The organism is Aeromonas sp. 603757, from assembly GCF_049171255.1.
In the GTDB taxonomy this organism is placed as follows: Bacteria; Pseudomonadota; Gammaproteobacteria; order Enterobacterales; family Aeromonadaceae; genus Aeromonas; species Aeromonas veronii_A.
On record NZ_JAAKOE010000012.1, the window covers coordinates 108,065 to 132,901 of the forward strand.

Annotated in this window: 19 protein-coding genes and 2 tRNA genes; 8 read left to right on the plus strand and 13 right to left on the minus strand. The window is 59.2% G+C overall.

Going from position 1 to position 24,837, the window contains the following annotated elements; translation table 11 throughout:
* Window positions 1–47: 47 nt before the first annotated feature.
* On the minus strand, window positions 48–1,199 hold the full coding sequence (gene metK / locus G5332_RS13120) for a methionine adenosyltransferase (RefSeq protein ID WP_005343827.1): 1,152 nt from the start codon (window positions 1,197–1,199) through the stop codon (window positions 48–50).
* A gap of 349 nt (window positions 1,200–1,548) precedes the next feature.
* On the opposite strand from metK, the gene tkt reads away from it, so the two are divergent.
* Together tkt and G5332_RS13130 are read left to right on the plus strand one after the other, a co-directional pair.
* Complete coding sequence (gene tkt / locus G5332_RS13125) at window positions 1,549–3,540, plus strand: transketolase (protein WP_149153405.1); 1,992 nt, start codon at window positions 1,549–1,551, stop codon at window positions 3,538–3,540.
* A 174-nt stretch (window positions 3,541–3,714) separates the two neighbouring features.
* Window positions 3,715–4,635, plus strand: a complete 921-nt coding sequence (locus tag G5332_RS13130) for an FRG domain-containing protein (RefSeq protein WP_376888698.1) — start codon at window positions 3,715–3,717, stop codon at window positions 4,633–4,635.
* A 308-nt stretch (window positions 4,636–4,943) separates the two neighbouring features.
* On the opposite strand, the gene G5332_RS13135 is transcribed toward G5332_RS13130, so the two are convergent.
* Window positions 4,944–5,972, minus strand: coding sequence for an NAD(P)H-quinone oxidoreductase (locus G5332_RS13135; protein ID WP_376888696.1), 1,029 nt, complete (start codon window positions 5,970–5,972; stop codon window positions 4,944–4,946).
* A 135-nt stretch (window positions 5,973–6,107) separates the two neighbouring features.
* Here G5332_RS13135 and G5332_RS13140 point away from each other — a divergent pair, with 135 nt between their 5' ends.
* From G5332_RS13140 to G5332_RS13150, 3 genes are all read left to right on the plus strand, one after another.
* Window positions 6,108–6,980 carry a LysR family transcriptional regulator gene (locus G5332_RS13140; RefSeq protein ID WP_042055160.1) on the plus strand — a complete coding sequence of 291 codons (873 nt, stop codon included), beginning with the start codon at window positions 6,108–6,110 and terminating at the stop codon, window positions 6,978–6,980.
* 145 nt (window positions 6,981–7,125) lie between these two features.
* Window positions 7,126–7,989: a glyoxalase III HchA gene (gene hchA, locus G5332_RS13145; RefSeq protein WP_323969944.1), complete on the plus strand. Its 864-nt coding sequence runs from the start codon at window positions 7,126–7,128 to the stop codon at window positions 7,987–7,989.
* A 241-nt stretch (window positions 7,990–8,230) separates the two neighbouring features.
* Window positions 8,231–8,707, plus strand: coding sequence for a LuxR C-terminal-related transcriptional regulator (locus G5332_RS13150; protein ID WP_236726875.1), 477 nt, complete (start codon window positions 8,231–8,233; stop codon window positions 8,705–8,707).
* A gap of 72 nt (window positions 8,708–8,779) precedes the next feature.
* Here G5332_RS13150 and G5332_RS13155 read toward each other — a convergent pair whose 3' ends face one another.
* Window positions 8,780–10,045 (minus strand): RidA family protein, encoded by a 1,266-nt coding sequence (locus G5332_RS13155; protein ID WP_421249705.1) that lies wholly within the window; start codon window positions 10,043–10,045, stop codon window positions 8,780–8,782.
* 858 nt (window positions 10,046–10,903) lie between these two features.
* Here G5332_RS13155 and G5332_RS13160 point away from each other — a divergent pair.
* Entirely contained in the window at window positions 10,904–11,251 is a 348-nt protein-coding gene (locus G5332_RS13160) for a hypothetical protein (RefSeq protein WP_254204217.1), read from the plus strand.
* Between the two features lie 54 nt (window positions 11,252–11,305).
* Here the strand turns inward: G5332_RS13160 and G5332_RS13165 are convergent, their stop codons facing one another.
* Window positions 11,306–11,908, minus strand: a complete 603-nt coding sequence (locus tag G5332_RS13165) for an HAD family hydrolase (RefSeq protein ID WP_421172810.1) — start codon at window positions 11,906–11,908, stop codon at window positions 11,306–11,308.
* A 185-nt stretch (window positions 11,909–12,093) separates the two neighbouring features.
* Between G5332_RS13165 and G5332_RS13170 the strand changes: the two genes are divergently transcribed.
* Window positions 12,094–13,458, plus strand: coding sequence for an MDR family MFS transporter (locus tag G5332_RS13170; RefSeq protein WP_421249704.1), 1,365 nt, complete (start codon window positions 12,094–12,096; stop codon window positions 13,456–13,458).
* Window positions 13,459–13,569: 111 nt separating this feature from the next.
* Here the strand turns inward: G5332_RS13170 and nifJ are convergent, their stop codons facing one another.
* The 7 genes from nifJ to pnuC form a co-directional block, all read right to left on the minus strand.
* Window positions 13,570–17,115 (minus strand): pyruvate:ferredoxin (flavodoxin) oxidoreductase, encoded by a 3,546-nt coding sequence (gene nifJ / locus G5332_RS13175; protein ID WP_421311277.1) that lies wholly within the window; start codon window positions 17,113–17,115, stop codon window positions 13,570–13,572.
* Between the two features lie 228 nt (window positions 17,116–17,343).
* A complete protein-coding gene (locus tag G5332_RS13180; protein WP_421311278.1) occupies window positions 17,344–18,984 on the minus strand; it encodes an alpha-glucosidase in 1,641 nt (546 codons plus the stop codon).
* A 200-nt stretch (window positions 18,985–19,184) separates the two neighbouring features.
* Window positions 19,185–19,586: a DUF1622 domain-containing protein gene (locus tag G5332_RS13185; RefSeq protein ID WP_047437940.1), complete on the minus strand. Its 402-nt coding sequence runs from the start codon at window positions 19,584–19,586 to the stop codon at window positions 19,185–19,187.
* 67 nt (window positions 19,587–19,653) lie between these two features.
* Window positions 19,654–19,977 carry a N(4)-acetylcytidine aminohydrolase gene (gene yqfB / locus G5332_RS13190; protein WP_421249701.1) on the minus strand — a complete coding sequence of 108 codons (324 nt, stop codon included), beginning with the start codon at window positions 19,975–19,977 and terminating at the stop codon, window positions 19,654–19,656.
* Between the two features lie 42 nt (window positions 19,978–20,019).
* Window positions 20,020–20,691 (minus strand): Crp/Fnr family transcriptional regulator, encoded by a 672-nt coding sequence (locus G5332_RS13195; RefSeq protein ID WP_421311279.1) that lies wholly within the window; start codon window positions 20,689–20,691, stop codon window positions 20,020–20,022.
* Window positions 20,692–20,796: 105 nt separating this feature from the next.
* On the minus strand, window positions 20,797–21,522 hold the full coding sequence (locus G5332_RS13200; protein ID WP_421311280.1) for a nucleoside phosphorylase: 726 nt from the start codon (window positions 21,520–21,522) through the stop codon (window positions 20,797–20,799).
* A 3-nt stretch (window positions 21,523–21,525) separates the two neighbouring features.
* On the minus strand, window positions 21,526–22,242 hold the full coding sequence (gene pnuC / locus G5332_RS13205) for a nicotinamide riboside transporter PnuC (protein ID WP_421311281.1): 717 nt from the start codon (window positions 22,240–22,242) through the stop codon (window positions 21,526–21,528).
* A 263-nt stretch (window positions 22,243–22,505) separates the two neighbouring features.
* Here pnuC and G5332_RS13210 point away from each other — a divergent pair, with 263 nt between their 5' ends.
* Entirely contained in the window at window positions 22,506–24,338 is a 1,833-nt protein-coding gene (locus G5332_RS13210; protein ID WP_157162129.1) for an SLC13 family permease, read from the plus strand.
* 218 nt (window positions 24,339–24,556) lie between these two features.
* On the opposite strand, the gene G5332_RS13215 is transcribed toward G5332_RS13210, so the two are convergent.
* Window positions 24,557–24,640: transfer RNA gene (locus G5332_RS13215), tRNA-Leu, on the minus strand.
* An 8-nt stretch (window positions 24,641–24,648) separates the two neighbouring features.
* A tRNA-Met gene (locus tag G5332_RS13220) sits at window positions 24,649–24,725 on the minus strand.
* Between the last annotated feature and the right edge of the window lie 112 nt (window positions 24,726–24,837).

The following is a 24,837-nucleotide window of genomic DNA, read 5'->3' on the forward strand; positions in this document are numbered from 1 at the left end:
ATAAGCAAAAGGGGAGCCAGGCTCCCCTTTTATCACAACAGCGAGCCTTACAGGCCAGCGGCGGAACGCAGCAGTTCGGCCTTGTCAGTCTGCTCCCACGGGAACTCGTCGCGACCGAAGTGACCGTAGGCAGCGGTGGCCTGATAGATTGGGCGCTTCAGATCCAGCATTTCGATCAGACCATACGGGCGCAGTTCGAAGTGCTCGCGTACCAGCTTGACCAGCAGATCCTCGGCAACCTTGGCAGTACCGAAGGTCTCGACGCTGATGGAGGTCGGCTCGGCCACACCGATGGCGTAGGAGATCTGGATTTCACAGCGATCGGCCAGACCGGCGGCCACGATGTTTTTGGCAACGTAGCGGGCGGCGTAGGCAGCGGAGCGGTCAACCTTGGACGGATCCTTACCGGAGAAGGCGCCACCACCGTGACGAGCCATGCCGCCGTAGGTGTCGACGATGATCTTGCGACCGGTAAGACCGCAGTCACCCATCGGGCCGCCGATAACGAAACGGCCGGTCGGGTTGATGAAGTATTTGGTGTCCTTGTTGACCCACTCGGCCGGCAGCACCGGCTTGATGATCTCTTCGCGTACCGCTTCAACCAGATCCTTGTGGCTGATGGATTCAGCGTGCTGGGTAGACAGTACAACGGCATCGACACCGATGATCTTGCCTGCGTCGTCGTAGGCAAAGGTCAGCTGGCTCTTGGCATCCGGACGCAGCCACGGCAGGGTGCCGTTCTTGCGCACTTCAGCCTGACGCTTCACCAGCAGGTGAGAGTAGGTGATGGGGGCCGGCATCAGCACGTCGGTTTCGTTGGTGGCGTAGCCGAACATCAGGCCCTGGTCGCCAGCGCCCTGCTCCAGCGGATCGCTGCGGTCAACACCTTGGTTGATGTCCGGGGACTGCTTGCCGATGGCGTTCAGCACGGCGCAGGAGTCAGCGTCGAAGCCCATGTCGGAGTGGGTGTAGCCGATTTCACGCACGGTATCACGCACGATCTCTTCGATATCAACCCAGGCAGAGGTGGTTACTTCGCCGGCCACCATGACCATACCGGTCTTGACCAGGGTCTCGCAGGCGACACGGGCCTTGGTATCTTGCTTGAGGATGGCGTCCAGTACCGCATCGGAGATCTGGTCCGCAATCTTGTCTGGATGGCCTTCGGAGACCGACTCGGAAGTAAACAGCTTTGCCATGATATGAATCTCAGCTTGTCTGGGTTATCGCCACAGCAATAACCGGGTGAATGGGATGGTGTAGAGGTATCTACATCTGGACGTCTATATTAATTAGCGCCCCCCGCGATTGCCAGCACTATTTTGTCGCGCAGTGTCCAATGGGTCACAAGCGGTGCTCTCCTATCCCGAAAGGGATGGAAATCAAACGTTTTTCTCTGGTTGCTTTGGCCAATAGAGGGCAAGAAAAGCGATTGTCCTCCCAAAGCCACTTTATTCATCCAGATAATATTTGCACGCCGCGCGCCCTGCTGGGACAATAACGCGCCTTAATCTTGGCCATCAAATGAAGCAATCGCAGGAGATTCAGATGCCTTCTCGTAAAGAGCTTGCCAATGCCATTCGTGCATTGAGTATGGATGCCGTTCAAAAAGCCAACTCCGGTCACCCGGGCGCCCCCATGGGAATGGCGGATATCGCCGAAGTGCTGTGGCGTAGCCACCTCAGACATAACCCGAACAACCCCAAGTGGGCCGACCGCGACCGTTTCATTCTCTCCAACGGCCACGGCTCCATGCTGCTGTACTCCCTGCTGCACCTCTCCGGTTATGACCTCTCCATCGACGATCTGAAAAACTTCCGCCAACTGCACTCTCGCACCCCGGGTCACCCGGAGTACGGCTATGCACCGGGCGTGGAAACCACCACTGGCCCGCTGGGTCAGGGCATCACCAACGCCGTTGGTATGGCGATCGCCGAGAAAGCCATGGCTGAGCAGTTCAACCAGCCGGGCCACGACATCGTTGACCACTACACCTACGCCTTTATGGGCGACGGCTGCCTGATGGAAGGTATCTCCCACGAAGCGTGCTCCCTGGCAGGTACCCTGCAACTGGGCAAACTGATCGCGTTCTGGGATGACAACGGTATCTCCATCGACGGTCACGTAGAAGGCTGGTTCACCGACGACACCGTCAAGCGTTTCGAAGCTTACGGCTGGCACGTTATCCCGGCTGTTGACGGTCACAGCCCGGAAGCGATCAACGCCGCCATCGAAGCCGCCAAGGCCGAGACCGGCAAGCCGACCCTGATCTGCTGCCGCACCATCATCGGTTACGGCTCCCCGAACAAATCCGGTTCTCACGACTGCCACGGCTCACCGCTGGGCAACGACGAGATCGCAGCTGCTCGTGCCTTCCTGAAGTGGGACCACGCGCCGTTCGTTATCCCGGCCGATATCGCTGCCGAGTGGAACGCTCAGGAGAAGGGCGCTGCACTGGAAGCCGACTGGGCTGCCAAGTTCGCCGCCTATGAAGCCGCTCACCCGACGCTGGCTGCCGAATTCAAGCGCCGCACCGCTGGCGAACTGCCGGCCAACTGGGCTGCCGAATCCGCCAAGATCATCGAAACCCTGCAAGCCAACCCGGCCAAGATTGCGACCCGTAAAGCGTCCCAGAACTCTCTGGAAGCCTTCGGCAAGCTGCTGCCGGAGTTCATGGGCGGCTCTGCTGACCTGGCTCCGTCCAACCTGACCATGTGGTCCGGCTCCAAGTCCCTGACCAACGACGATGCCTCCGGCAACTACATCCACTACGGTGTACGCGAGTTCGGCATGTCCGCCATCATGAACGGTATCGCCCTGCACGGTGGTTTCATCCCCTACGGCGCTACCTTCCTGATGTTCATGGAGTACGCTCGCAACGCCCTGCGCATGGCCGCCCTGATGAAGCAGCGCGCTATCTTCGTTTACACCCACGACTCCATCGGTCTGGGTGAAGATGGCCCGACTCACCAGCCGGTTGAGCAGATCGCCTCCCTGCGTCTGACTCCGAACATGAGCACCTGGCGTCCGTGTGACCAAGTTGAATCTGCCATCGCCTGGAAACACGCCATCGAGCGTACCGACGGCCCGACCTCTCTGATCTTCTCTCGTCAGAACCTGGCTCAGATGGACCGTACTGCCCAGCAGCTGGCTGATACCGCCAAGGGTGGTTACGTGCTGAAGGATTGCGCCGGTACGCCGGAGCTGATCCTGATCGCCACCGGTTCCGAAGTGGAACTGGCCGTTGCCGCCTATGAGCAGCTGACTGCCAAGGGCCGTGCCGTGCGTGTGGTCTCTCTGCCGTCTACCGACGTGTTCGACGCCCAGTCTGCCGAGTACAAAGAGTCCGTCCTGCCGGCCTCCGTCACCAAGCGTGTGGCCATCGAAGCCGGCATCGCTGACTACTGGTACAAGTACGTCGGTTTCGGCGGCAAGATCATCGGTATGACCACCTTCGGTGAGTCTGCACCGGCCGAGCTGCTGTTCAAGGAATTCGGCTTTACCGTGGAAAACGTGGTTGCGACCGCAGAGTCCCTGTAATAGCTAATTGCTGTGTATAGAACTGAAAAGCGCCTCCTTCGGGAGGCGCTTTTTTTATAAAATCGTTGCGATGCCTACAAATATGGAAACTGTTAAAAATAAATTAGTTACTTATATTGCATTGAGTGTCAATGAATGGTTGTTATGTGAAAAATACGATTGTGGTGACTTTCTATGATAGAAACAGTTGAATTTGGAAAGGTAGAGGAACTTTTTGAATTTATATCCCCTTGGGGAAATGAAACTGATATTAATGGCTATATTTTTCGAGGGCATGGGCAAGAACACTATAAACTAATTCCGACTGCATTGCGGCTAGAATATATTGATCAATTCTGGCATGTTTGCGGTTTGGGTAAGCCTATAGAGCCACAGCATCTATGGCAAAGGTGGCAAATTTCTGCTGAATATCATCTGTTGCGTTCATTTTATCGACTGGCAGACCAACGTGGTTTAGACGTTCCAGTATCATCAAGAGTTCGAGAAAATTTGTCTCAGGATTTTGATTTTATGGGGATGACAAATAATAATTATAGTGAAACATGGATTCCCAGTGATTTATTAGAAACTGCAGGGCTTGCTCAACATTATGGGATACCAACTCGTTTACTCGACTGGACATATGATATTTATGTTGCATTATATTTTGCATTTAGAGGAGCATTAAATAAAAATACAAAGTTATGCGTTTGGGCTTTAAATAAAGAGTACCTTTCTTTTTTAAAACCTACAGTTAATTCGATTAATGTCAATTTCGTAACCCCTCATTATGCCGCGAACCCCAATATCAGTGCACAAAAAGGATTATTTACACATTGGCCTATTATGGTTCAGCCTCATACTTCAGAGCTACAAGCTATGATGTTGGGTCAGGTCGCTGCGCTAACAGATAGAAGACCATTAGATGAACTAATAATTTCTCAAATTAAGCATGATACTAGAGTGCCTAATATTTTTAAGAGATTTATTTTACCGTGTAGCGAAGCAGCTAAAGGGAGTCGTATTTTAGATAAGTTGGGCTATGACTCCGCACGTATATTCCCTGGTTATGATGGGGTTGCTAAACAATTGTTGTCAATGCATCAATATAAATAGGATGTAATGATGGGTGACGATTGATAGTTAATCATGAAAACCTTACGACAGAATCATGTTGTTTTACGCATCGAAGGTTACGATATCAATTTGAGCTAGCTCGTAGTTCGTAGGTTAAATTAGCGAAGCGTAATCGAACGTTCACGTTCATTAAGACGATGCCATAAAAATAATGCTCCCTCCTGTTACCAAAAAAGAGACCGACATATAGCCGGTCTCTATTTATTGCAACCCTTACACCTGCGGCGGGGTGCTTTCCGCGTTGGACATCACCGCATCCACCTCGGCCTGCTTCACGATGGGCTTTATCAATCTGACGACAACGGCGCCATGGTTAATACCAGCTTGCCGATATGACGGCCTGAATCCAGCAAATGGTGAGCGGCAGCGGCCTCATCCAGCGGGAAGGTCTGGTAAACCTGCGGTTTGACCTCGCCGCGTTCGATAAATGGCCAGACATGAGTTTGCAGTTGGGCAATCAGTTCGGCTTTTTCCTGAGGAGTACGCGAGCGCAGGGTAGAGCCGATATGGGTCAGCCGCTTTTGCAGCATGGGAAACAGATCCAGATTGGGGGCGGCGCCCGCAATAATGCCGATCTGGACTATGCGGCCATTGATGGCGGCCGCCGCATAGTTGCGCGCGACATACTCCCCGCCAATGATATCGAGAATGATGTCGGCGCCATGCCCATCGGTGGCGGCATGCACGACCTCGACAAAATCTTCCTCCTTGTAGAGTACGGCCACATCCGCGCCCAGCTTGATGCTGGCGGTCTGCTGCTCGGGTGAGCCGACCGTGGTGATGATTTTGGCGGCGCCAAATGCCTTGGCCAGCATGGTGGCTGTCGTGCCGATACCGGAGGCACCGCCATGGATCAAGATAATGTCCCCTTTTTTAAACTGACCCCGTTCAAACATATTTGACCAGACCGTCATAAAGGTTTCCGGCAGCGCCGCGGCTTCGACAAAGCTCAATCCGGGCGGCAGGGGCAGGACATTGCTCTGGTGGGCGACGCTGTACTCGGCATAGCCGCCACCCGAAATCAGCGCGGCGACCTTGTCGCCAACCTTGAGATGGGTAACCTGCTCCCCCTTGGCGACCACGACCCCGGCAACCTCCAGCCCGGGAATATCCGATGCTCCTGCCGGAGGCGGGTAGAGCCCCTTGCGCTGCATCACATCCGGCCCATTGATGCCGGTCGCATAGTGCCGGATCAAAACCTCATCGGGCTTGGGCGCCGGTGTGGCGCGGGTGGTCAGTTGCAAGACATCGGGGCCACCGGGCTGGGTAATTTCTACCGCGCTCATGGTGGCGGGAATGGAATAGGCGTTATGCATCAGCGGCTCCTTGTAACGAGGTGATATGAGGTTCCCCGGATGGGATGAGCACCAAGATAGTGGAGATTGCTGATGAATAAACGCAGTATTATCCCTCACCTGTAATGCAAAAATGCATTTCAACCGGGAGTCGTGATGAACTGGGATGATGCGAAAATTTTTCTGGCGTTGCATCGGGAAGGGAGCCTGAGGGGCGCCGCCCGTGTGGTCGGGGTCGATCAGGCCACCATTGGCAGGCGGATTGCCGCACTGGAGCATCGTCTGGCGGCCACGCTGTTTCTCCGCACATCCAAAGGGTATGTGCTGACTCATGTCGGAGAGATAGTGCTGGCCAGCGCCCAGCAGATGGAGCTGGCAGCCATTGATTTTGTGCGGGCGGCGCAAGGGGTCGACAACCGCCTGGTTGGGGAGGTCAGTGTGGCGACCACAGACACCCTGGGGATGGATTTTCTGATACCGGCCCTGACCGAGCTGCATCAGCGTTATCCCGATATCAGGGTCATCCTCAATACCTCGACCCAGGTGGTCAATCTGTCCCTGCGGGAAGCGGATATCGCGATCCGGACGGTGAAGCCGGACAATCCCGACCTGATTATTCGCAAGCTGGCCTCCTGGCCGGTCGGGTTGTATGCCTCCGCCGACTATCTGGCTCGCCATGGCATTCCCGAAGCGGGCACCGGTTTTGCGGGCCATTCGCTGGTGGTGTATGAGCCCCACTGGCAGAGCGCTCGCTCGCCAATGATGCTCGAAGAGGCGGCCGAGGGGGCCACGGTCGCCGCGGGGGTCAATACCAGCCTGATGCTGCGTCAGGCCCTGCTGATGGGGCTGGGGCTTGGCGAGGTGGCGGTTCCGCTTGCCGAGCAAGCCGGGTTGGTGCGGGTCTGGCCCGAGCGGCAGTTACAGCAATCCTACGATGTGTGGCTGGTGACCCATCAGGATGTGCAGCATGCCGCGCGGGTCAGGGCGGTCATGGATGCCATCGTCAGGGCATTTGCCGCGATGGCCTAAGTCTGGCGGGGATTCTGTTCAGGTTTTGTCGCAGCGCGGTCACACCTCTTGCCATCGTCATGGCGGTTGAGGGAAAACCCTCATTTACTTGGTCTCTGCCAGTCAATACTGTGAGACCGAGTCCACCACTACTGGAGCCTGACCCATGACCGATATGCTTGTTGACGATAAACAACCGACCCCGGATCCGGCAGAGCAGAATGCTTTCTTTCCGTCGCCCTACTCCCTGAGCCAGTTCACCTCGCGCAAATCTGACCTTGCCGGGGCTGACTATCCCGCTCCCTATCGGGAGGGGCGCTGGAAGATCCTGCTGATCGGTGCCGATGAGCGTTATCTGCCCACCGACAACGGCACCCTGTTTTCCACCGGTAACCATCCGGTCGAAACCCTGCTGCCCATGTATCACCTCGACAAGGCGGGCTTTGCCTTTGACGTGGCCACCCTCTCCGGCAATCCGGTCAAGTTCGAGTGGTGGGCCATGCCCGGCGAAGACGAAGAGGTGCTGGGGCTCTATGGCAAATATCAGGCGCAGTTCCGCCAACCGGCCAAGCTGGCCGACCTGCTGAAACAGGCGCTGGCCGCCGACTCGGACTATATCGGCGTCTTTATTCCCGGCGGCCACGGCGCCCTGATGGGGCTGCCGGAGAGTGCCGAGGTGAAAGCGCTGCTGGAGTGGGCGATGGCCAACGATCGCTTCATCATCTCCCTCTGTCACGGGCCTGCTGCGCTGCTGGCGGTGGCCAATCCAGAGACCTTCGCGGGCTACAAGATCTGCGCTTTCCCCGATGAGCTGGATGCCCAGACCCCGGCAATTGGCTATATGCCTGGCCACCTTACCTGGAAGTTTGGCGAGAGGCTCAAAGAGATTGGCTTTGAGATCGTCAACAACGGCATCTCGGGAGAGGTGTGCCGGGATCGCAATCTGCTGACCGGTGACAGCCCGCTGGCGGGCAATAACCTCGGCAAGCTGGCTGCTACCACCTTGCTGGAGGCGGTTGCCAAGCGATGAGGTTGTCGTCATCGCCAGCGAATGCGCTGCAGGTCGCGGTGGCGCTGGAAGGGTGCCAGCGGCTGGAGGAGATCCAGCAGCTGGTGCGCGCTTTTGCCACCCCGCTGGGGTATCACCGCTTTGCGCTCTTCTCCATCAGTGCCAGCGAGGAGGGGGTGGTCGAGCATCTCTACTGGCTGGAGGGGAGTGGCTGGAGAGCGGCGAGGCGGTCGACCTGCATGCCTATATGCGCGAGTGCCCGATGGCGATGCATATCAGGGAGCGAGACCAGCCCTTCTTCTGGAGCAAAACGGTTGGTGCCGTTGGTGAGCAGTACCGTATCGTTCGCCAGCCTGAGGGGCCGGGCCGACATGGCTTGCAGGTACCCGTCTATGGGCCGTTGGGACTGGAAGGGGCGATGAGCTTTGGCGGCGATCAGATCGATGCCAGCTCCCACACTCGGGTTGGCCTTGCGCTGATCGCGGCGGCGGCTTTTCATGCAGCTCGTCGGCTGATGGAGATGCCGGTAGCGGGTCACGAGCGTGGCCTCACTGGGCGCGAGCGCGAAGTGCTGGAGTGGGTCTCCCGGGGTTGGCGCCATGCCGATATCGCCACCACCCTGAAACTCTCGGTGCGCACGGTCGAGAACCATCTGCGCAGTGCTCGCCGTCGACTCGGTGTAGCCACCACGGCAGAGGCGGTCAGAGTGGCGATCAGGAACCGCGATATTGAGGGCTGAGGGGCTACCCCTTTGTCTGGCATGTAAAAAGAGACCGGCATATAGCCGGTCTTTTTTTTATTTCCGCAACCTTTACGCCTGCGGCGGGGTGCTTTCCGCGTTGGACATCACCGCATCCATTTGCACCAGGGCGCCAGCGGGCAGCTCACTGACCCCGAATACGGTGCGGGCAGGCAGATAACCCGGGAAGTATTTGGTGTAGATGGCGTTGACCGCATCCAGATCCGCGATATTGGCGAGCTGGATATTCACCTTGACGATATCGTCCATCACATGGCCGATGCTCTCCACAATCGCCTTGATATTGCTCAGGCACTGGGCGGTCTGCTCCTTGATGCAGCCAGCCAGGATCTTGCTGGTTGCGGGGTCAATCGGCAGTTGGGCAGAGAGATGATTGTAGTGGGAGAAGGCGACGGTCTGGGTGTGCAAGGGGCTGCGCGGTGCCTTGTCGGTATTGCGGGCGCGGATCACCAGATTGTGACGGTCTTCCACCAGTTGCGGCGGGGTGCCGTCACCGTGGGAGATGACCGCATCCATCTGCACCCGTGCCCCCATGGGCAGGGCGGCGGCACTGACCACCGAGCGGGCAGGCAGGTAGGCCACGGCGCGGGCAATGGCAGAGTCGGGGAAGAAGGTGGTGTAGACCTCGTTGACGGCCTCCAGATCGGCCAGATCGGTCAGATAGACGGTGACCTTGACGATATCGTCAAACGGCACGTCGATGCTCTCCAGCACCGCCTTGATATTGCGCAGGCACTGGCCCGCCTGCTCCTTGATGCCACCAGCAACCAGCTGGCCCGAGGCTGCATCCACCGGCAGCTGGGCGCCGATATTGTTGTAGTGGGAGAAGGCCACGGTATGGGTGGAGAGCGGATTGTGCGGCGCCTTGTCACTGTTGCGGGCGAGCTTCACCAGCGGGCAAGGATCTTGCGGGAAGGTGCCTTCGCCGTTGGAGATGATGGCATCAATCTGCACCAGCGCACCCAGCGGCAGGGCGGCGACGGCGAGGGTGGTGCGGGTCGGCAGATAGCCCGGGAAGAATTCGCGATAGACGGCGTTGACCGCCTCCAGATCCGCCATCTCTTTCAGGAAGATGGTCGCTTTCACCATATCGTCCATCACATGGCCGATGCTCTCGATGATCGCCTTGAGGTTGCTCAGGCACTGTCTGGCCTGCGCGGTGACATCGCCGCTTACCATCTTGCCGGTGGCGGGATCGACCGGCAGCTGGGCGGAGATATTGTTGTAATGAGAAAACGCCACCGTTTGGGTGCAGGGGCCCAGATCCTGGGGTGCATGGGGGGTATTTCTTGCCGACTTGATGATGGTGCCACTCATAGATATGCCTCTTTTTAATATTTGTTGTTCATTCAGGTACAGGTTTACCCCATCTCGTTGTGCGCCATGGCCACTGCGCCAGCGGCGGCATCCCCGGTTATTATTTGTGATCCACTCAATTACTGAGAGCAATAAGGGAGGAGAGGACAGGGTAGATATTTCAGACGCTGCGATTCTATGAGTGGCTATCAGGGGTTGCAAACCGCTGATTGCATTTCTATGAGATGGCTCAATGGGTGCAAATTTAATGTGATTGCTATTCAATTCATGCTGAATAGTCACCTGTTTGTCCGCCAATGGCCATGCATCGAGCAATAGTCCAGTCCGGGCGGGGGTTGGGGCAGATACCTTGGCAGTGAAGGAGTGTAAAGAAAGGGTTAATGCGATGCATCAAGCTGCCATCAAACTATTTTATTGTGCATAGATATGTACTTTATGTTTTTTTAGTCATCTATCTTGCCGCGCAAAAATATGTTAGCAGACATTACTGTAACAGTAGTTAAAGATGTGGCTGGAATATAATTCAAATATTTGCATGGGGGATGCTTGTTAATTATCGGTAGGCTGACGGTTGGCCAAGACTCGGAGCGTTTTTATCTTTTTATGTATCTGGTGAAATATGCGTGACACAGCCCAGTGGTCCCATATCGAGGTGACCAGGGTTGGCAATATATCGGCTGACCGGGTGCGGCATGGTCAAGAGAGGATGACGTTGGCTCGACGCAGCGCTATGGATCGGGCTCTCTGCGCCGGTTGTAGTCTACAGCCTGCCAGGGATGAAAGGGTCGCGGGCGAGGCCAGCTGCCGTGGCATGGTTGTCTGCGGGATTGTTAACAAAAATGTGAACGAGATCACCGGATGGACAAGGGTTTAAGGCTGGAAATGGAGCAGAAAGGAGTAGAATGGCACTTTATTTTTGAGGGTCATTCGATGCCCAACTATCACTTTTTCACGCTGGGCCAGGCGCTTACCTATCTCGATGCCAATGCCCCGCGCTATAGCGATGAGCGTCGTCAACTGGTTGAGCAGGGATTTGCCGCCATGGCGGCCCCCATCTTTGCAGATACGCCGGTTGAAGCACTGGCGTTGTTGCGCCAGCATCAGGCATGGAAGGAGGAAGCCATGGTCGATGCACTCTCCTTGACAGTTGCCACTGGGCCGACGCTCGTCTCCTGTTTGCAGGAGAACCCTTTATCCGCGAGTTGAACAGCATCATGGCACCATCGAGGTGGCGCCATGTTGCCGCTGTCCGCTTGCGATCTACCTCTGGTGCAGTTCGCCTTCCATTACCAGTAGAGTATCCATCCCTGCCGCCTTGCCAGCCTCAAGCCCGATCCGGGTATCTTCAAACACCAGACAGTTGGCGGGATTGGCGCCGAGCAGCTCGGCCACCCGCAAGAAGGTGTCGGGATGCGGTTTGTGGTTGGTGACATCATCGGCGCTGACCACCACAGAGATATAGGCATCGAGCCCGGTGCTTTTGAGGATGGAGTCCGCCTGATTGCGCGGTGAGCCGGTGCCAATCCCCATCTTGACCTTGCCGTGATAGTGCCTGACCAGCTCCCACATCTTGGGAAAGACGCTGACCTTGTCGATATGTTCCATATAGAGGGCAATCTTGCGACGGGTAAAAGCCTCGACATCCACCGTCAGCCCCTGCTGCTCGGCCAGCATGGCGATGATCTTGCGGGTGGGAATGCCGCCGTACTGATAGAGCTGATCCCGCTCGAAGGGGATGCCGAATTCGGCGCAGGTAAGCTCCCAGGCATCCAGATGGAGGGGCATGGAATCTACCAAAGTGCCATCCATATCGAAAATCAGGGCATCGTAGTGATCAAACCCGTACTGCTCACGCTCGCTCATGGGGGCTCCTCGAATCAAATAGGGCAGGCTAGCAGAAACGGTCGGCGTTTTGTGGGATCGGCCTCATGGTTGGGCAGATTGTGGCCGCCGTTTTTTCTATCTCTTGCTGATTTGTGAGACAATAATCCGTTCATTGCCGGATACTTTGGCATATCAGATCTGCGAGTCCGCTTATGACCTCGAAAATGTCCCCCAAAACCATCTTCTCCAGTGTGGCGCTTGTGATCGCGCTCGGTTCACTGGAAAAGAGCATCGTCACTACCCCGCTGCCCATGATTGGCGCCGAGCTGCATGCCGGTGCCGCCCTCACCTGGGTGGTCACCGCCTACCTGCTGGCGGCCACCGCCGTGCTGCCCCTCTATGGCAAGCTGAGCGATCTCTTTGGTCGGGTGCGGATGCTCAATATCGGCATCGGCCTGTTTCTGGCGGGCTCGGTGGCCTGTGCTCTTTCCCAGGATCTGCGGACCCTGCTGGCAGCGCGGGTGCTGCAAGGGCTGGGGGGCGGCGGTCTGATTGCCCTCGCGTTTACCGTGATTGCCGACACCATTCCGCCGCGGGAGGTGGGCAAATATCAGGGCTACATTTCGGCGGTCTATGCGGTCTCCAGTATCGCTGGCCCCTTGCTCGGCGGCTACTTCACCGAGCAGCTCAGCTGGCGCTGGATCTTCTGGATCAATCTGCCGCTCGGGGCGCTGGCAGTCTTTCTCATCAACCGCAACCTCAAGCAGCTCAACGTGCGTCGCCACAGTCGCTTCGACTGGAAGGGGGCGGGTCTGCTGATTACCGTCACCACGCTCACCCTGTTGCTGCTCTCGCCGGAAGCGGCGCTGCCCGCCGTCTGGCTTTCGGCGGCGCTGGGCGTTGCATTGCTGCTGCTGATTCTGATTGAACGGCGCGCCCACGACCCCATATTGCCCGCCCATCTGGCCCGGTTGCCCGGCTATCTGGTGAGTGTGCTGCTGGTGATGCTCTCCCAGTTGCTGATGTTTGCCGTGCTGGTCTATCTGCCGTTGCAGATGCAGTGGCAGAAGGGGATGAGCGCCAGCGAGAGCGGCGCCATCATGGTCATCTTCATGATCTGCATCACCGCTGGGGCCTTTGTCGGCGGCAAGCTGATTGGCCGTACCGGTCACTACAAGAGCTTTGTTGCGGTCGGGTTTGCGCTGGCCGCGGTGGCGCTCTGGCAGATCCACTTCGATGCCTGGGTCAGACTGGCGCTCGGGTTTGCCGGTATTGGTCTGGGTCTGGTGCTGCCCGCCCTCTCGGTGGTGGTGCAAAATGCCCTGCCACGGCAGGATCGCGGCATCGGTATGTCGCTGTTCAACTTCGGGCGGGAGCTAGGCGGTGCCGTTGGCGTGGCTATCTGCTCCATGCTGTTCCACTTGCGCTTGCCAGCCGGCAGCGATGGCGATCTGAGCCGACTCGCCCCCGGTCTGCTGGCCCCGGGCTTCAGCGCAACCTATATCGGCATGGCACTGATCGCCACGCTGGCGCTACTCATCACACTGCTCGCTCTTAAACGCCACGAGCTGGCATCTATCAGCGCCTGATTTGACCTGCGCCGACATAGGCTCACCATAGCTAGCATCAGGGCTCCCCGCGGGGAGCCCTGATTGTTATTTGGCGAATAGAGTGGCTGTTGCCATCAAGCCATTCTCAGGTTACTCCTGCGCCGGACTCTCCTTGCCCGCCAGCTGGCTCAGCCAGGCGAAGCGGCGATTGGCCTCCTGCTCTGCCTCTTGATAGAGCTGGCTGGCCACCTCCGGCAGCTGGCGCTCCAGCCGCTGGAAGCGGGGCTCATGGCGCAAGGTCTCGGCCAGCGAGGCATTGGGTGCCCGCGAGTCGAGTGCCAGCGGCAACTTGCCCTCGTCAGCGCGGCGCGGATCGAAGCGGTAGAGAGGCCAGAAACCGGTGGCAGTCAGCTGTTTCATCTGCTCGTGGCTCTCGGCCATGTCGTAGCCATGCTCCTCGCAGGGGCTGTAGGCGATGATGAGCGACGGCCCCGGGTAGGCTTCCGCCTCCTGAATCGCCTTCACGGTCTGGTTCATCTGGGCACCGAGGGAGATCTGCGCCACATAGACGTGACCATACATCATCACGCTGGCCCCGAGATCCTTGCGCCCCTTGCGCTTGCCCTGCTCGCCAAACTTGGTACTGGCACCGAGTGGCGTCGCCTTCGACTGCTGGCCGCCGGTGTTGGAGTAGCACTGGGTGTCGAGTACCAGCACATTGATGTTCTCCCCCAGACTCAGCACATGGTCGAGCCCGCCAAAGCCGATGTCGTAGGCCCAGCCATCGCCGCCGATGAGCCAGACCGATTTTTCCACCAGATAGTCTGCATCGCGAGCCAGCTCTTGGGCTGCCGGGGTCTGGCTCTCCTGCAGAAGCGCTCGCAACTGCTGGATATGGGCCCGCTGCTCGGAAACCGGCAGGGTGGCATCGCCGAGCGCCTCGCGCAGCGCTGCCGGTATGGTGTCGCCCAGGCTCGCCAGCAGACGGCGCACCCGCTCCCTGTGCTGATCGACGGTAAGACGGAAGCCCAGTCCGAACTCGGCGTTGTCTTCAAACAACGAGTTGGCCCAGGCCGGCCCACGCCCGTCGGCGTTGGTGGTGTAGGGGGTGGTAGGCAGGTTGCCACCATAAATGGACGAGCAGCCGGTGGCGTTGGCAATCAGCAGCCGATCGCCATAGAGCTGGGTCAACAGCTTGATATAGGGGGTCTCGCCACAGCCGGAGCAGGCGCCCGAGTATTCAAACAGCGGCGAGATGAGCTGGGAGGTGCGGATGTCGATGCGCTCCAGCTGCTCGGCGCTGCGCTCTGGCAGGTCGAGGAAGAAGTCGTAGTTGGCCTTCTGCTCGTCGAGGTGATCGAGGCGCGAAGCCATATTGATCGCCTTGCGATCCGGGTTGCTGCGATCCCTGGCCGGGCACACCTCAACGCAGAGATTGCAGCCGGTGCAATCCTCCGGCGCCACCTGCAGCACGTACTGCTGGCCGCGCATGTCACGGGATTTCACATCCAGCGCATCCAGGGTAGCGGGAGCAGCGGCCAGTGCATCCGGTTCTACCACCTTGGCGCGAATGGCCGAGTGGGGACAGGCGGCGACGCAGTAGTTGCACTGGGTACAGAGCTCCGCTTCCCAGATGGGGATCTCCTTGGCGATGTTGCGCTTCTCCCAGCGGGTAGTACCGACCGGCCAGGTGCCATCCGGCGGGAAGGCGGAGACCGGCAGGCTGTCACCCAGCCCCGCCAGCATGGCGGCGGTGACGGTCTGGACAAAGTCGGGGGCCTTGGCCGAAACCACCGGTGGGCGCGGGCGGCTGGCAGGATCCAGCTCGCCAAGTTGCACCCTGGTCAGTGCGGCGCAGGTTGCCTCCAGAGCCTGCCAGTTGCGTTCGACCAGCGCTTGTCCCTTGCTGCCATAGCTGGTGGCGATGGCCTGCTTCAGCAGGCTGGTCGCCTCTGCGGGGGGAATGATGGCGCTGAGCTGAAAGAAGGCCATCTGCATCACGGTATTGATGCGGTTGCCGAGCTGGCAGTCGCGGGCAATTTTGGCGGCGTTGATGATGTAGAAGCGCGCCTCTTTCTCGCGCAGGGCGTGCTGCACCTCGCTGGGGAGACGTTGCCAGATATCCGCTTCGCTGTAGGGGGTGTTGAGCAGGAAGATGCCGCCCGCTTTCAAGCGCTCCGCCATCCGGTACTTGTCGACAAACTGCCACTGATGGCAGCCGATAAAGTCCGCCTCTTCCACCAGATAGGCCGATTGGAGCGGCCGCTCGCCCACCCGCAGGTGAGAGACGGTGAGGCCGCCCGCCTTCTTGGAGTCGTAGACGAAATAGCCCTGCGGATAGAGGTCGGTGTGGTTGCCGAGGATCTTGATGCTGTTCTTGGCCGCCGAGACGGTGCCGTCGCTGCCAAGGCCGTAGAAGAGCGCCTCCAGCTTGTGTTGCTGGCCGTGGATGGGGCTTTGCGAATCCAGCGCGGGCAGCGGTAGCGAGAGACCTGTGATGTCATCGAAGATGCCGACGGTAAAGCGTGGACGCGGGTTCTCTTGCGCCAGTTCGGCAAACACCGCCAGCGCGCAGGCGGGGCCGAACTCTTTGGAGGAGAGGCCATAGCGACCGCCGATAACCCGCGGCAGGCTTGCCCGCTCGCCCCGGCTGACAGCTTCGGCCAGCGCTGTCATCACGTCGAGATAGAGGGGCTCGGCCTGTGCGCCCGGCTCCTTGGTGCGATCCAGCACGGCGATGGCGCGGGCACTCTCGGGAATCACGGCCAGCAGGTGCTCGGCCGAGAAGGGGCGGAACAGCCGCACCTTCACCTGCCCCACCTTCTCCCCTTGGGCAAGCAGGCGCTCGATCACCTCTTCACAGGTGCCGATGGCCGAGCCCATCAGCACCACAATCCGCTCCGCCTGCGGGTGGCCGACATATTCAAACGGCCGGTAGTGGCGGCCGGTCTGCTCGCCAAAAGCCTGCATTGCCTCGCTCACATGGCCATAGGCGGCGTCATACCAGGGGTTGCTCGCCTCCCGGCACTGGAAGTAGGTGTCCGGGTTGGCGGCGGTGCCGCGAATGACCGGTTTGTCGGGGGTGAGCGCCCGGTCACGATGGGCACGGATGGCATCTGCGGGCAGCAGGGCGCGCAGGGTGTCGTCAGCGAGCGGCGCTATCTTGGCGATCTCGTGAGAGGTACGAAAGCCGTCGAAGAAGTGGATAAAGGGGAGGCGGCTGTTGAGGCTCGCTATCTGGGAGATCAGGGCAAAGTCCTGCGCCTCCTGCACATTGCTGGCACAGAGCATGGCACAGCCGGTCTGGCGCACCGCCATCACGTCCGAGTGATCGCCAAAGATCGATAGCGCATGGGTCGCCACGGTGCGCGCCGCCACATGCAGCACGAAGGGAATGAGCTGACCCGCCAGCTTGTAGAGGTTGGGGATCATCAGCAGCAACCCCTGCGACGAGGTAAACGAGGTCGCCAGCGCGCCGGTCTGCAGGGCGCCGTGGACGGCGGCGATGGCCCCCCCTTCCGACTGCATCTCGACAACCCGGGGCACATCCCCCCACAGGTTCTTGCCCCGTTCGCTCGACCAGGCCGACGACTGCTCAGCCATGGCCGAGCTGGGGGTGATGGGGTAGATGGCGATGACTTCGCTGGTGCGGTACGCCACCGAGGCGACTGCGTTATTCCCGTCTGTGGTGATCATGTGTTTTCCACTTTGCTATGCCAGTTTGAAAGCCGATAGTTGCATCGGCAATGGATAGGTCGCAGGCATAGTAAGAGGGGCAATGAGAGCGTATCAAACGGGATAAATAATCAATTAATAAGTCAGTAATAGTGGTTAATTTAATCCCGCTGCGTGGGTGCATGATTTTCTGCTGACAGCCAACGGGAGGTGGCTGATGGGCCATTGACATGGCCCGTCAGCACGTGGTTAACCCTGATCCACTTGCAGCCAGATGGCGCACTGATAAGGGGCGAAGAGCTGCAGCGGTTCGCTTGGGTAATTGGCCAGCAGCAACCGCATCTTGTGTGTCACCTTGTCGAAGTGGGGCATCGGCAAGGGGGTCGCCGTGAGATTGGCGAGCAGCAGCAGGGTGTGCCGCTCTCCGCTGGCCGGATCCTGCCAGTGGCGGCGATAGCTGATGCGCTCGGGATCATCCCCATCCAGCAGTTCGAAATTGCCGTGGCGAACGACAGGGTGAGCCTTGCGCAAGGCGATGAGTTGGCGATAGCAGTGAAACGGCGAGTCGGGGCGGATCAACTGCTCGGCTGCATTGATTGCAACGTGGTTGGCGTTGAGGGCAATCCAGGGTGTGGTGGCGCTGAAACCGGCGTGGGGGCCGGCGTCCCACTGCATCGGGGTACGGGCGTTGTCGCGGCCGATGGCATCGAGCCGCCGACTCAGCTCGGCAGGATCCAGCCCTGACTGGCTGGCGCGGTAGTTGAGCGCCTCCACATCGCGCAGCTCGCCCGGCTGCCAGTGGCGGTTGGTCATGGCGAGCTCCTCCCCTTGATAGATGAAAGGAGTACCCTGCATCATGTGCAGCACCATAGCCCACAGGTTGGCGCTGGTTTCACGCCACTCTGGCCTGTCATCGCCAAAGCGGGAGACGGCGCGGGGCAGGTCGTGGTTGCCGAGAAACAGGCTGTTCCAGCCCTGACCGTGCAGCCCTTGCTGGTGGCGGGCCATGGCTCGTTTGAAGGCGAGGGGATCGAAGCGGGATGACCACTTGTCACTGCCGAGCCCCAGATGCTCGAAGTTGAACACCATGCTGAACTCGCTGCCGTCGTGGTTCGAATAGTTCTGCATATGGGCGAGATCGGCTCCCCAGGTTTCCCCTACCGTGATGATCCCTTTGCCGCCGAAGCTGGCGGCATTGAGCTCGCGGATATAGTCGTGCAGGCGCGGGCCATTGCTCATGGCCAGTCGGTCCCACTCCTTGCTCACCATATCGATCACATCGAAGCGAAATCCCTTGATCCCTTTGCCCAGCCAGAAGTTGATCACCTCTGCCATCTCGGCGCGCACCGCCGGGTTGTCCCAGTCCAGATCGGCCTGACTGGGATCGAAGTTGTGCAGATAGTAGCGATCAAGCGCTGGCACATATTGCCAGCCGCTGCCGCCAAAAATCGAGGTAATGGGGTGAGCATCGACAAAGGCTTGATCCCGGAATACGTAATAACCCTGATAACGGGGATCCCCGGCCAGTGCCTTCATAAACCACTCGTGCTCGGTGGAGGTGTGGTTGGCGACGATATCCATCATGATGCCGATGCCGTGGGCGGCCGCTTCGGCTATCAGCTGCTCCATCTCGGTCAGGGTGCCGAAGGCGGGGTCGATGGCACGGTAGTCCGCCACGTCATAGCCGTTGTCCCGCTTGGGGGAGCGATAGATGGGGGTGAGCCACAGCATATCGACCCCGAGGGTGGCCAGATAATCGAGGCGCTGACGGATGCCGTTGATATCGCCCATGCCGTCGCCATCGCTGTCCTGAAAACTCATGGGGTAGATCTGGTAGATGACACAGCTATCGAGGTCGATATCGGGCGTATGGCGGGGTTGCGGGTTCATCAGCTTGGCCGGTTGGGGAGGAGTTATTTCTATCTTACCCAGATGCGCGGGCCCTCGACAGGGCAGGGGAAACCTTGAAAAGGGTTCCATAGTTAGCTGATTGCCAAAAGTGAGGGAAGGGTCACAAAGGTGCCATCCCGGGCCACGGCTATGGTCGGGATAGCACGGTACTTAGCGCTGATACTCTGCAGGAATACAGGTTATTGAGCAGCCTTGGCCTGCTCGCTGCGCTGCTCCTGCTGGCGCTCTGCCTTCTCTTGTTGGCGTTCCGCTTGTGCTTCCAGCTCCTTGCCGAGGAAGTAGTTCAGGAAGGTGCGGATCACCGCGATGATGGCAAGGCGGATCAGCTCCTCCTTGCTTGGCGCGACCGTGGTGGCCAAGATGTCGGCGGCGAGCTGGAACTCCAGCGCCAGAATGAGCCAACTGCCAAAGCAGAGACGAATACGCGGAAAACCGGGCTGGTGATCCCGCACTCTTGCCGCCAGCCAGAGGGTCTTGCCAAGCCCTATCACCACACAGGCGATGGAGATGATCTCCAGCAGCAGCTGGAACAGCTCGACCCCGTGCATCATCCCCTCTTTCAGGCTCGCTATTTCAAACACTCGGGTCACCTCCATGATTCAAAAGAGGACACTATTAACACATCGCTCGGCAATGGCCAAATCCGGCTCAGGCAATCAGTTTGAATTCAATCACATAGAGCGGCGGCAGATCGGGGTAGATATCGCGGATCACCTGTTTGAGTTCGGGGAGGGTCATGTTCTCCTGACGGGCGTGCTCCTCATTCAGTTCATCGAAGGCGACCGCCTTGACCGAGAGCACCTCTATGGTGCCAAAGGGCTGATGCTCCGGGTTGGTGAACAGCGCCAGACGTTGGCCGGGCTGCCAGTTGGCCTCGCTCTCGTCGCGGATGGTGATGGTCTTGCGGCCCGCCTGAATGTCGGCAACGAAGCGGCTGAAGAAGGTGAATTCGGGATAGGAATGAGCAGACATGGTGACTCCTGACTGGGTGAATCGAAATGAGGTGAATGGAAATCAAAGATCGAGATAGGCGCGCAGCTTGGCCAGATCGGTGATAACGGGGCCGTCACTGCTGTCGGCAATTATGCCCTGTTCGACCAGCTCCTTGAGGGCGCGGCGGTAAACCCGCTCGGTGGTGCCGAAGCGCGCCGCCTCATGGGCCCGCTTGCGCGATCCCAGCATCGGAGTGCGCTGGCGCTCACGCCATAGCTCATAGGCGATGTTGTAGGCGATGGGGTGGAGCAGCCGGCTGGTGGTGATCTCCAGGGTGTCGAGATAGTCGCTGGCAAGCGCGGCGGCAAAGAACAGGGTCAGCTCGGGTTCGGCCAGCAGCCGCAGGGCCAGCTTGTGGGCGCAGATGACCCGGGCATCCAGCTCGGTCTCGGCCACCACGTTCCACTGCACCGGGGTGGCGCTGAAGAACTCCATTTCGCCGAAGATCTGGCTGTGACACTCAATTTCGCCAAGCTGGAAGCGGCGGCCAGAGTGTACCGTGCTGTTGAGGGAGACCCGGCCATGTTCGACCAGATAGAGCTGCTCGCTCTGCTCCCCCTGCCGCATGATCAATTCGCCCGGTAGGTAACGGCGCAGAAACAGGGTGCAGGCTTCGAGCGCCGCGGCAAAGCGGGGTTCAAGCTGCTGGAGTTCGGCGTGAAAACGGCCGAGGGGGTAGGGCTGTTGCTGCATGACTTGCCTGTCGCACCGGATGACGTGGGCCATGAGGCTAGCAAGAGTGCGGGCCGGATACCAGCCCGCACGGTAGCGGATGTGCCGCAGTTAACGGTTTGCGGGTTATTGCACCAACGCGTGGAGGGCGGCGGCGATGGCGTGCTGCTCACCGGCCATCATCGCCTGTTCGGCGCTGGCGTAATCCGCCACCCCTTGTTGCACATCCTGCTCGAATAGCACCACGTTGCAGAGCACGGCGGCGACCCGCACCTTGCGCAGGCGACCCACGGTCAGCAGGGAGGCGGTCTCCATGTCAGCGCCGAGCACGCCACGGGCATGCCAGTAGCGGCACACCTCCTGCTCATCATCTCGATAGAAGCTGTCGTGGGAGCGTACCAGCCCGTGCCAATGAGGCTGGCTGCCGGTCGCTACATGGTTGAGCAAGGCGGCCTGCAGCCAGATATCGGCGCAGGCGGGGTACTCGGCGGGCAGATAGGCCTGTGAGGCCCCCTCATTGCGCACAGCGCCTTCTACCACGATAAGGTCGCCGAGCCCGATGTCGTGCTGCAGGGCACCGGCGGAGCCGACCCGAATAAGCGAGCGGGCCCCCGCCTGCACCAGCTCCTCCAGCGCTATGATGGCCGAGGCACCGCCGATGCCGGTGCTGCAAACAGTGATCGGCACTCCCTGATAGCGGCCGTTGATGAGGCGAAACTCCCGGTTTTGCCCCAGCACTTCACACTGCTCGAGCTGGCTGGCGATGCGATCGACCCGGGCCGGGTCGCCGCACAGTACCACCCGCTCGGCAATCTGGTCGGGGCGGCACTGCAGATGGGGTAACAGACTCATGGCTTACAGACCTTGTGGCTGGCGCTTGGCGGCAATCACCCAGAGGCGGGTGCCGTTGGCGGCGATAAACAGCAGGATCAGGTATTCGAGCGACATGGCATAGACGCCCTGCGCGGCATAGACACCGATGCTGATGATGTTGATGACGACCCAGAGGATCCAGTTCTCCACGTATTTGCGGGTCATCAGGATCTGCGCGACCACCGAGAGCACCGTCATGGTGGCATCCCAGAACGGGAAGGCATCGGGGGAGGGCTCGGGGATGGCAAGGTTGGCACCAAACAGGTTGAGCAGGGAGACCGAGGTGCGTGCCAGGGTGGCGAAGACCGGGTCGATATAGCGGGTCAGCAGAGCGATGGCCAGCACGCTCACGGCGGCGGTCACCATCAGTTTGGATTTGCTGAGCCAGCGGATCTGCAGGGTATCCCCTTGCTCGTTGGCGGGGCGGGTCCAGGCGTACCAGCCGTAGACGTTGGCGCAGAAGAAGAACAGCTGCAGCATCAAGAGTCCGTAGAGCTGGATCTGGAAGAAGATGATGGCAAACAGGCTGACGTTGATCAGGCCAAACAGGTAGTTGATGGTCTTCTCCTGACTGGCGAACCAGATACAGGCCAGACCAAACAGGGTGCCGATGGCTTCAATCCATGACATGGCATAGCCGCCACCCAGCGGGATGGTCACTAGCGTGTTATTGATGCTGAACAGCTCGAATATGCTCATTTTCTGATCCTTGGGCATGAGGGTAAGTATGCGAGGACGCCATTCTAAGGGGTGAGGGGGAGGAGGGGCAGGACTTTTGTCCGCCCCGGGCTTGGCCCATATCAAAGAAATCACTGCTGCTGCCCGGTTATTCCAGCAGTGATGGGTTATGGTGCCCCGATGGGCCGGACTTTATTGATATGTAGCAAGATGATAGCGCCATGGCTGTGGTCTGATAGAGTCCACTCTTCGGGAGAAGAATCACGTGATAAAAGGAGGTTGCATTGAATTCCGAGCTTGTCTGGGTGCTCTGTCTGCTGGCTGGCGCCATCTATCTCTTTATGACCAACAAGGTGCGCATGGACGTGGTCGCCCTGTTGATCATTATCCTCTTTGTGCTGAGCGGCACCCTCACCCTGCCGGAGGCGCTGGCGGGCTTTAGCGATCCCAACGTTATTCTGATTGCCGCCCTGTTTGTGGTGGGTGAGGGGCTGGTGCGCACCGGCATCGCCTATCAGGTGGGGGATGCGCTGGTGAAGGTGGCGGGTAGCAGCGAGACCAAGCTGCTGGTACTGCTGATGGTGGCGGTGGCAAGTCTTGGGGCTGTGATGAGCAGCACCGGGGTGGTGGCCATCTTTATCCCGGTGGTGCTGAGCGTGGCGAACCGGATGGGGATCCCGGCCGGTCGCCTGATGATGCCCCTCGGTTTTGCCGGGCTGATCAGCGGCATGATGACGCTGGTGGCCACGCCCCCCAACATGGTGGTCAACAGCGAGCTGATGCGTCACGGCATTCACGGTTTCGGGTTCTTCGATTTCACCCCCATGGGCCTGCTGATCCTGGGGCTGGGCATCCTCTACATGCTGCTGGTGCGCGGCTCCTTGGTGGGCGAGGGAGAAGAGGGCAAAGGCAAGCCGACCGGGCGCCGCACCCTGCGCGATCTGATCCGAGACTACCGATTGGCCGGTCGGGCTCGTCGTTTGGCGCTGCGGCCGGACTCCCCGCTGATTGGTCACACCCTGGACGAGCTGCAACTGCGTGCCCGTTATGGTGCCCACGTCATCGGGGTGGAGCGCTGGCGCAAGTTTCGCCGGGTGATGGTGCCGGTGTCGGGGATCAGTGAATTTCAGGCCAAGGATGTGCTGCTGATCGACATGTCAGACCCCGAGGTGGATGTGCGGGCGTTTTGCAGCGAGGCGCGGCTCGAACCCATGATCCTGCGCGGGGAGTACTTCTCCGATCAGGCGCGGGAGGTGGGGATGGCCGAGGTGTCGCTGATCCCCGAGTCCAAGCTGCTGGGTAAAAGCGTGCGTGAGGTGACCTTCCGCTCCAGCTATGGCCTGAGCGTGGTGGGGCTGCGCCGCGACGGTGAGGCACTGGCAGGCAAGCTGGTAGACGAGCCGTTGCAGATGGGCGACACCCTGCTGGTGGTAGGGAATTGGAGCCACATCAGACAGTTGCAGACCCATAGCCGCGACTTTCTGCTGATGGGGCTGCCCGCCGAAGTGGACGAGATGGCCCCCGCCCGCAGTCAGGCCATTCATGCCCTCTTCTGTCTTGGAGTGATGATCCTGCTGATGGTGACCGATCCGGTGCCCAACGTGATTGCCGCGCTGATCGCCTGTCTGCTGATGGGCAAGTTTCGCTGCATCGACATGGAGAGTGCCTACAAGTCGATCCACTGGCCGACCCTGATCCTCATCGTCGGCATGCTCCCCTTCGCGCTGGCGTTGCAAAAAACCGGCGGGGTGGATCTGATCGTCGGTGGTCTGATCAATGCGGTAGGGGAGATGGGGCCGCGGGTCATGCTGGCCAGCCTGTTTGCCCTCTGCGCGGTGATCGGGCTCTTTATCTCCAACACGGCGACGGCGGTATTGATGGCGCCTATTGCGCTGGGCACGGCCCAGCAGATGGGGGTATCGCCCTATCCGTTTGCCATGACCATTGCCATCGCCGCCTCGGCCGCTTTTATGACGCCGGTCTCGTCACCGGTGAATACCCTGGTGCTGGGGCCGGGCAACTACAAGTTCGCCGATTTTATCCGCATCGGGGTGCCCTTCACCCTGCTGGTGATGGCGGTCAGCGTGGTGGCGATCCCTTGGTTCTTCCCGTTCTGATAACCGGGATGATGAATGTGTGCACCAGCGGCCTGCGGGCCGCTTTTTTATGTCTGGGAGACAAGAGTGGCAAGGCGTGTTCGGAATCAGTGAAGAGTGATGTGGACGGGAATTAACGTGGAGCTGGGTTAATAGAGGAGCGAGAGAAAAACTGGGGAGAGGCAAATTTCAGACACAAAAAAACCAGCGTGAGCTGGTCTGTTTGGTACTGCTATTAATGGTGCGGAAGGAGAGACTCGAACTCTCACGCCTAGGGCGCCAGAACCTAAATCTGGTGCGTCTACCAATTTCGCCACTTCCGCAATATTAATGGTGGCTATGACGGGATTCGAACCTGTGACCCCCGCATTATGAGTGCGATGCTCTAACCAACTGAGCTACATAGCCGTTTGTTATCGACCACTGATGTGGAAGAGAACAGAAAAATGGCTGGGGTACTAGGATTCGAACCTAGGGATGGCGAGATCAAAACCCGCTGCCTTACCGCTTGGCGATACCC

Bases quoted from the DNA above. Each gene is read 5' to 3' on its own strand.
- metK (WP_005343827.1), bottom strand. From the start codon at position 1,199: ATGGCAAAGCTGTTTACTTCCGAGTCGGTCTCCGAAGGCCATCCAGAC.
- tkt (WP_149153405.1), top strand. From the start codon at position 1,549: ATGCCTTCTCGTAAAGAGCTTGCCAATGCCATTCGTGCATTGAGTATG.
- G5332_RS13130 (WP_376888698.1), top strand. From the start codon at position 3,715: ATGATAGAAACAGTTGAATTTGGAAAGGTAGAGGAACTTTTTGAATTT.
- G5332_RS13135 (WP_376888696.1), bottom strand. From the start codon at position 5,972: ATGCATAACGCCTATTCCATTCCCGCCACCATGAGCGCGGTAGAAATT.
- G5332_RS13140 (WP_042055160.1), top strand. From the start codon at position 6,108: ATGAACTGGGATGATGCGAAAATTTTTCTGGCGTTGCATCGGGAAGGG.
- hchA (WP_323969944.1), top strand. From the start codon at position 7,126: ATGACCGATATGCTTGTTGACGATAAACAACCGACCCCGGATCCGGCA.
- G5332_RS13150 (WP_236726875.1), top strand. From the start codon at position 8,231: ATGGCGATGCATATCAGGGAGCGAGACCAGCCCTTCTTCTGGAGCAAA.
- G5332_RS13155 (WP_421249705.1), bottom strand. From the start codon at position 10,045: ATGAGTGGCACCATCATCAAGTCGGCAAGAAATACCCCCCATGCACCC.
- G5332_RS13160 (WP_254204217.1), top strand. From the start codon at position 10,904: ATGGACAAGGGTTTAAGGCTGGAAATGGAGCAGAAAGGAGTAGAATGG.
- G5332_RS13165 (WP_421172810.1), bottom strand. From the start codon at position 11,908: ATGAGCGAGCGTGAGCAGTACGGGTTTGATCACTACGATGCCCTGATT.
- G5332_RS13170 (WP_421249704.1), top strand. From the start codon at position 12,094: ATGTCCCCCAAAACCATCTTCTCCAGTGTGGCGCTTGTGATCGCGCTC.
- nifJ (WP_421311277.1), bottom strand. From the start codon at position 17,115: ATGATCACCACAGACGGGAATAACGCAGTCGCCTCGGTGGCGTACCGC.
- G5332_RS13180 (WP_421311278.1), bottom strand. From the start codon at position 18,984: ATGAACCCGCAACCCCGCCATACGCCCGATATCGACCTCGATAGCTGT.
- yqfB (WP_421249701.1), bottom strand. From the start codon at position 19,977: ATGTCTGCTCATTCCTATCCCGAATTCACCTTCTTCAGCCGCTTCGTT.
- G5332_RS13195 (WP_421311279.1), bottom strand. From the start codon at position 20,691: ATGCAGCAACAGCCCTACCCCCTCGGCCGTTTTCACGCCGAACTCCAG.
- G5332_RS13200 (WP_421311280.1), bottom strand. From the start codon at position 21,522: ATGAGTCTGTTACCCCATCTGCAGTGCCGCCCCGACCAGATTGCCGAG.
- pnuC (WP_421311281.1), bottom strand. From the start codon at position 22,242: ATGAGCATATTCGAGCTGTTCAGCATCAATAACACGCTAGTGACCATC.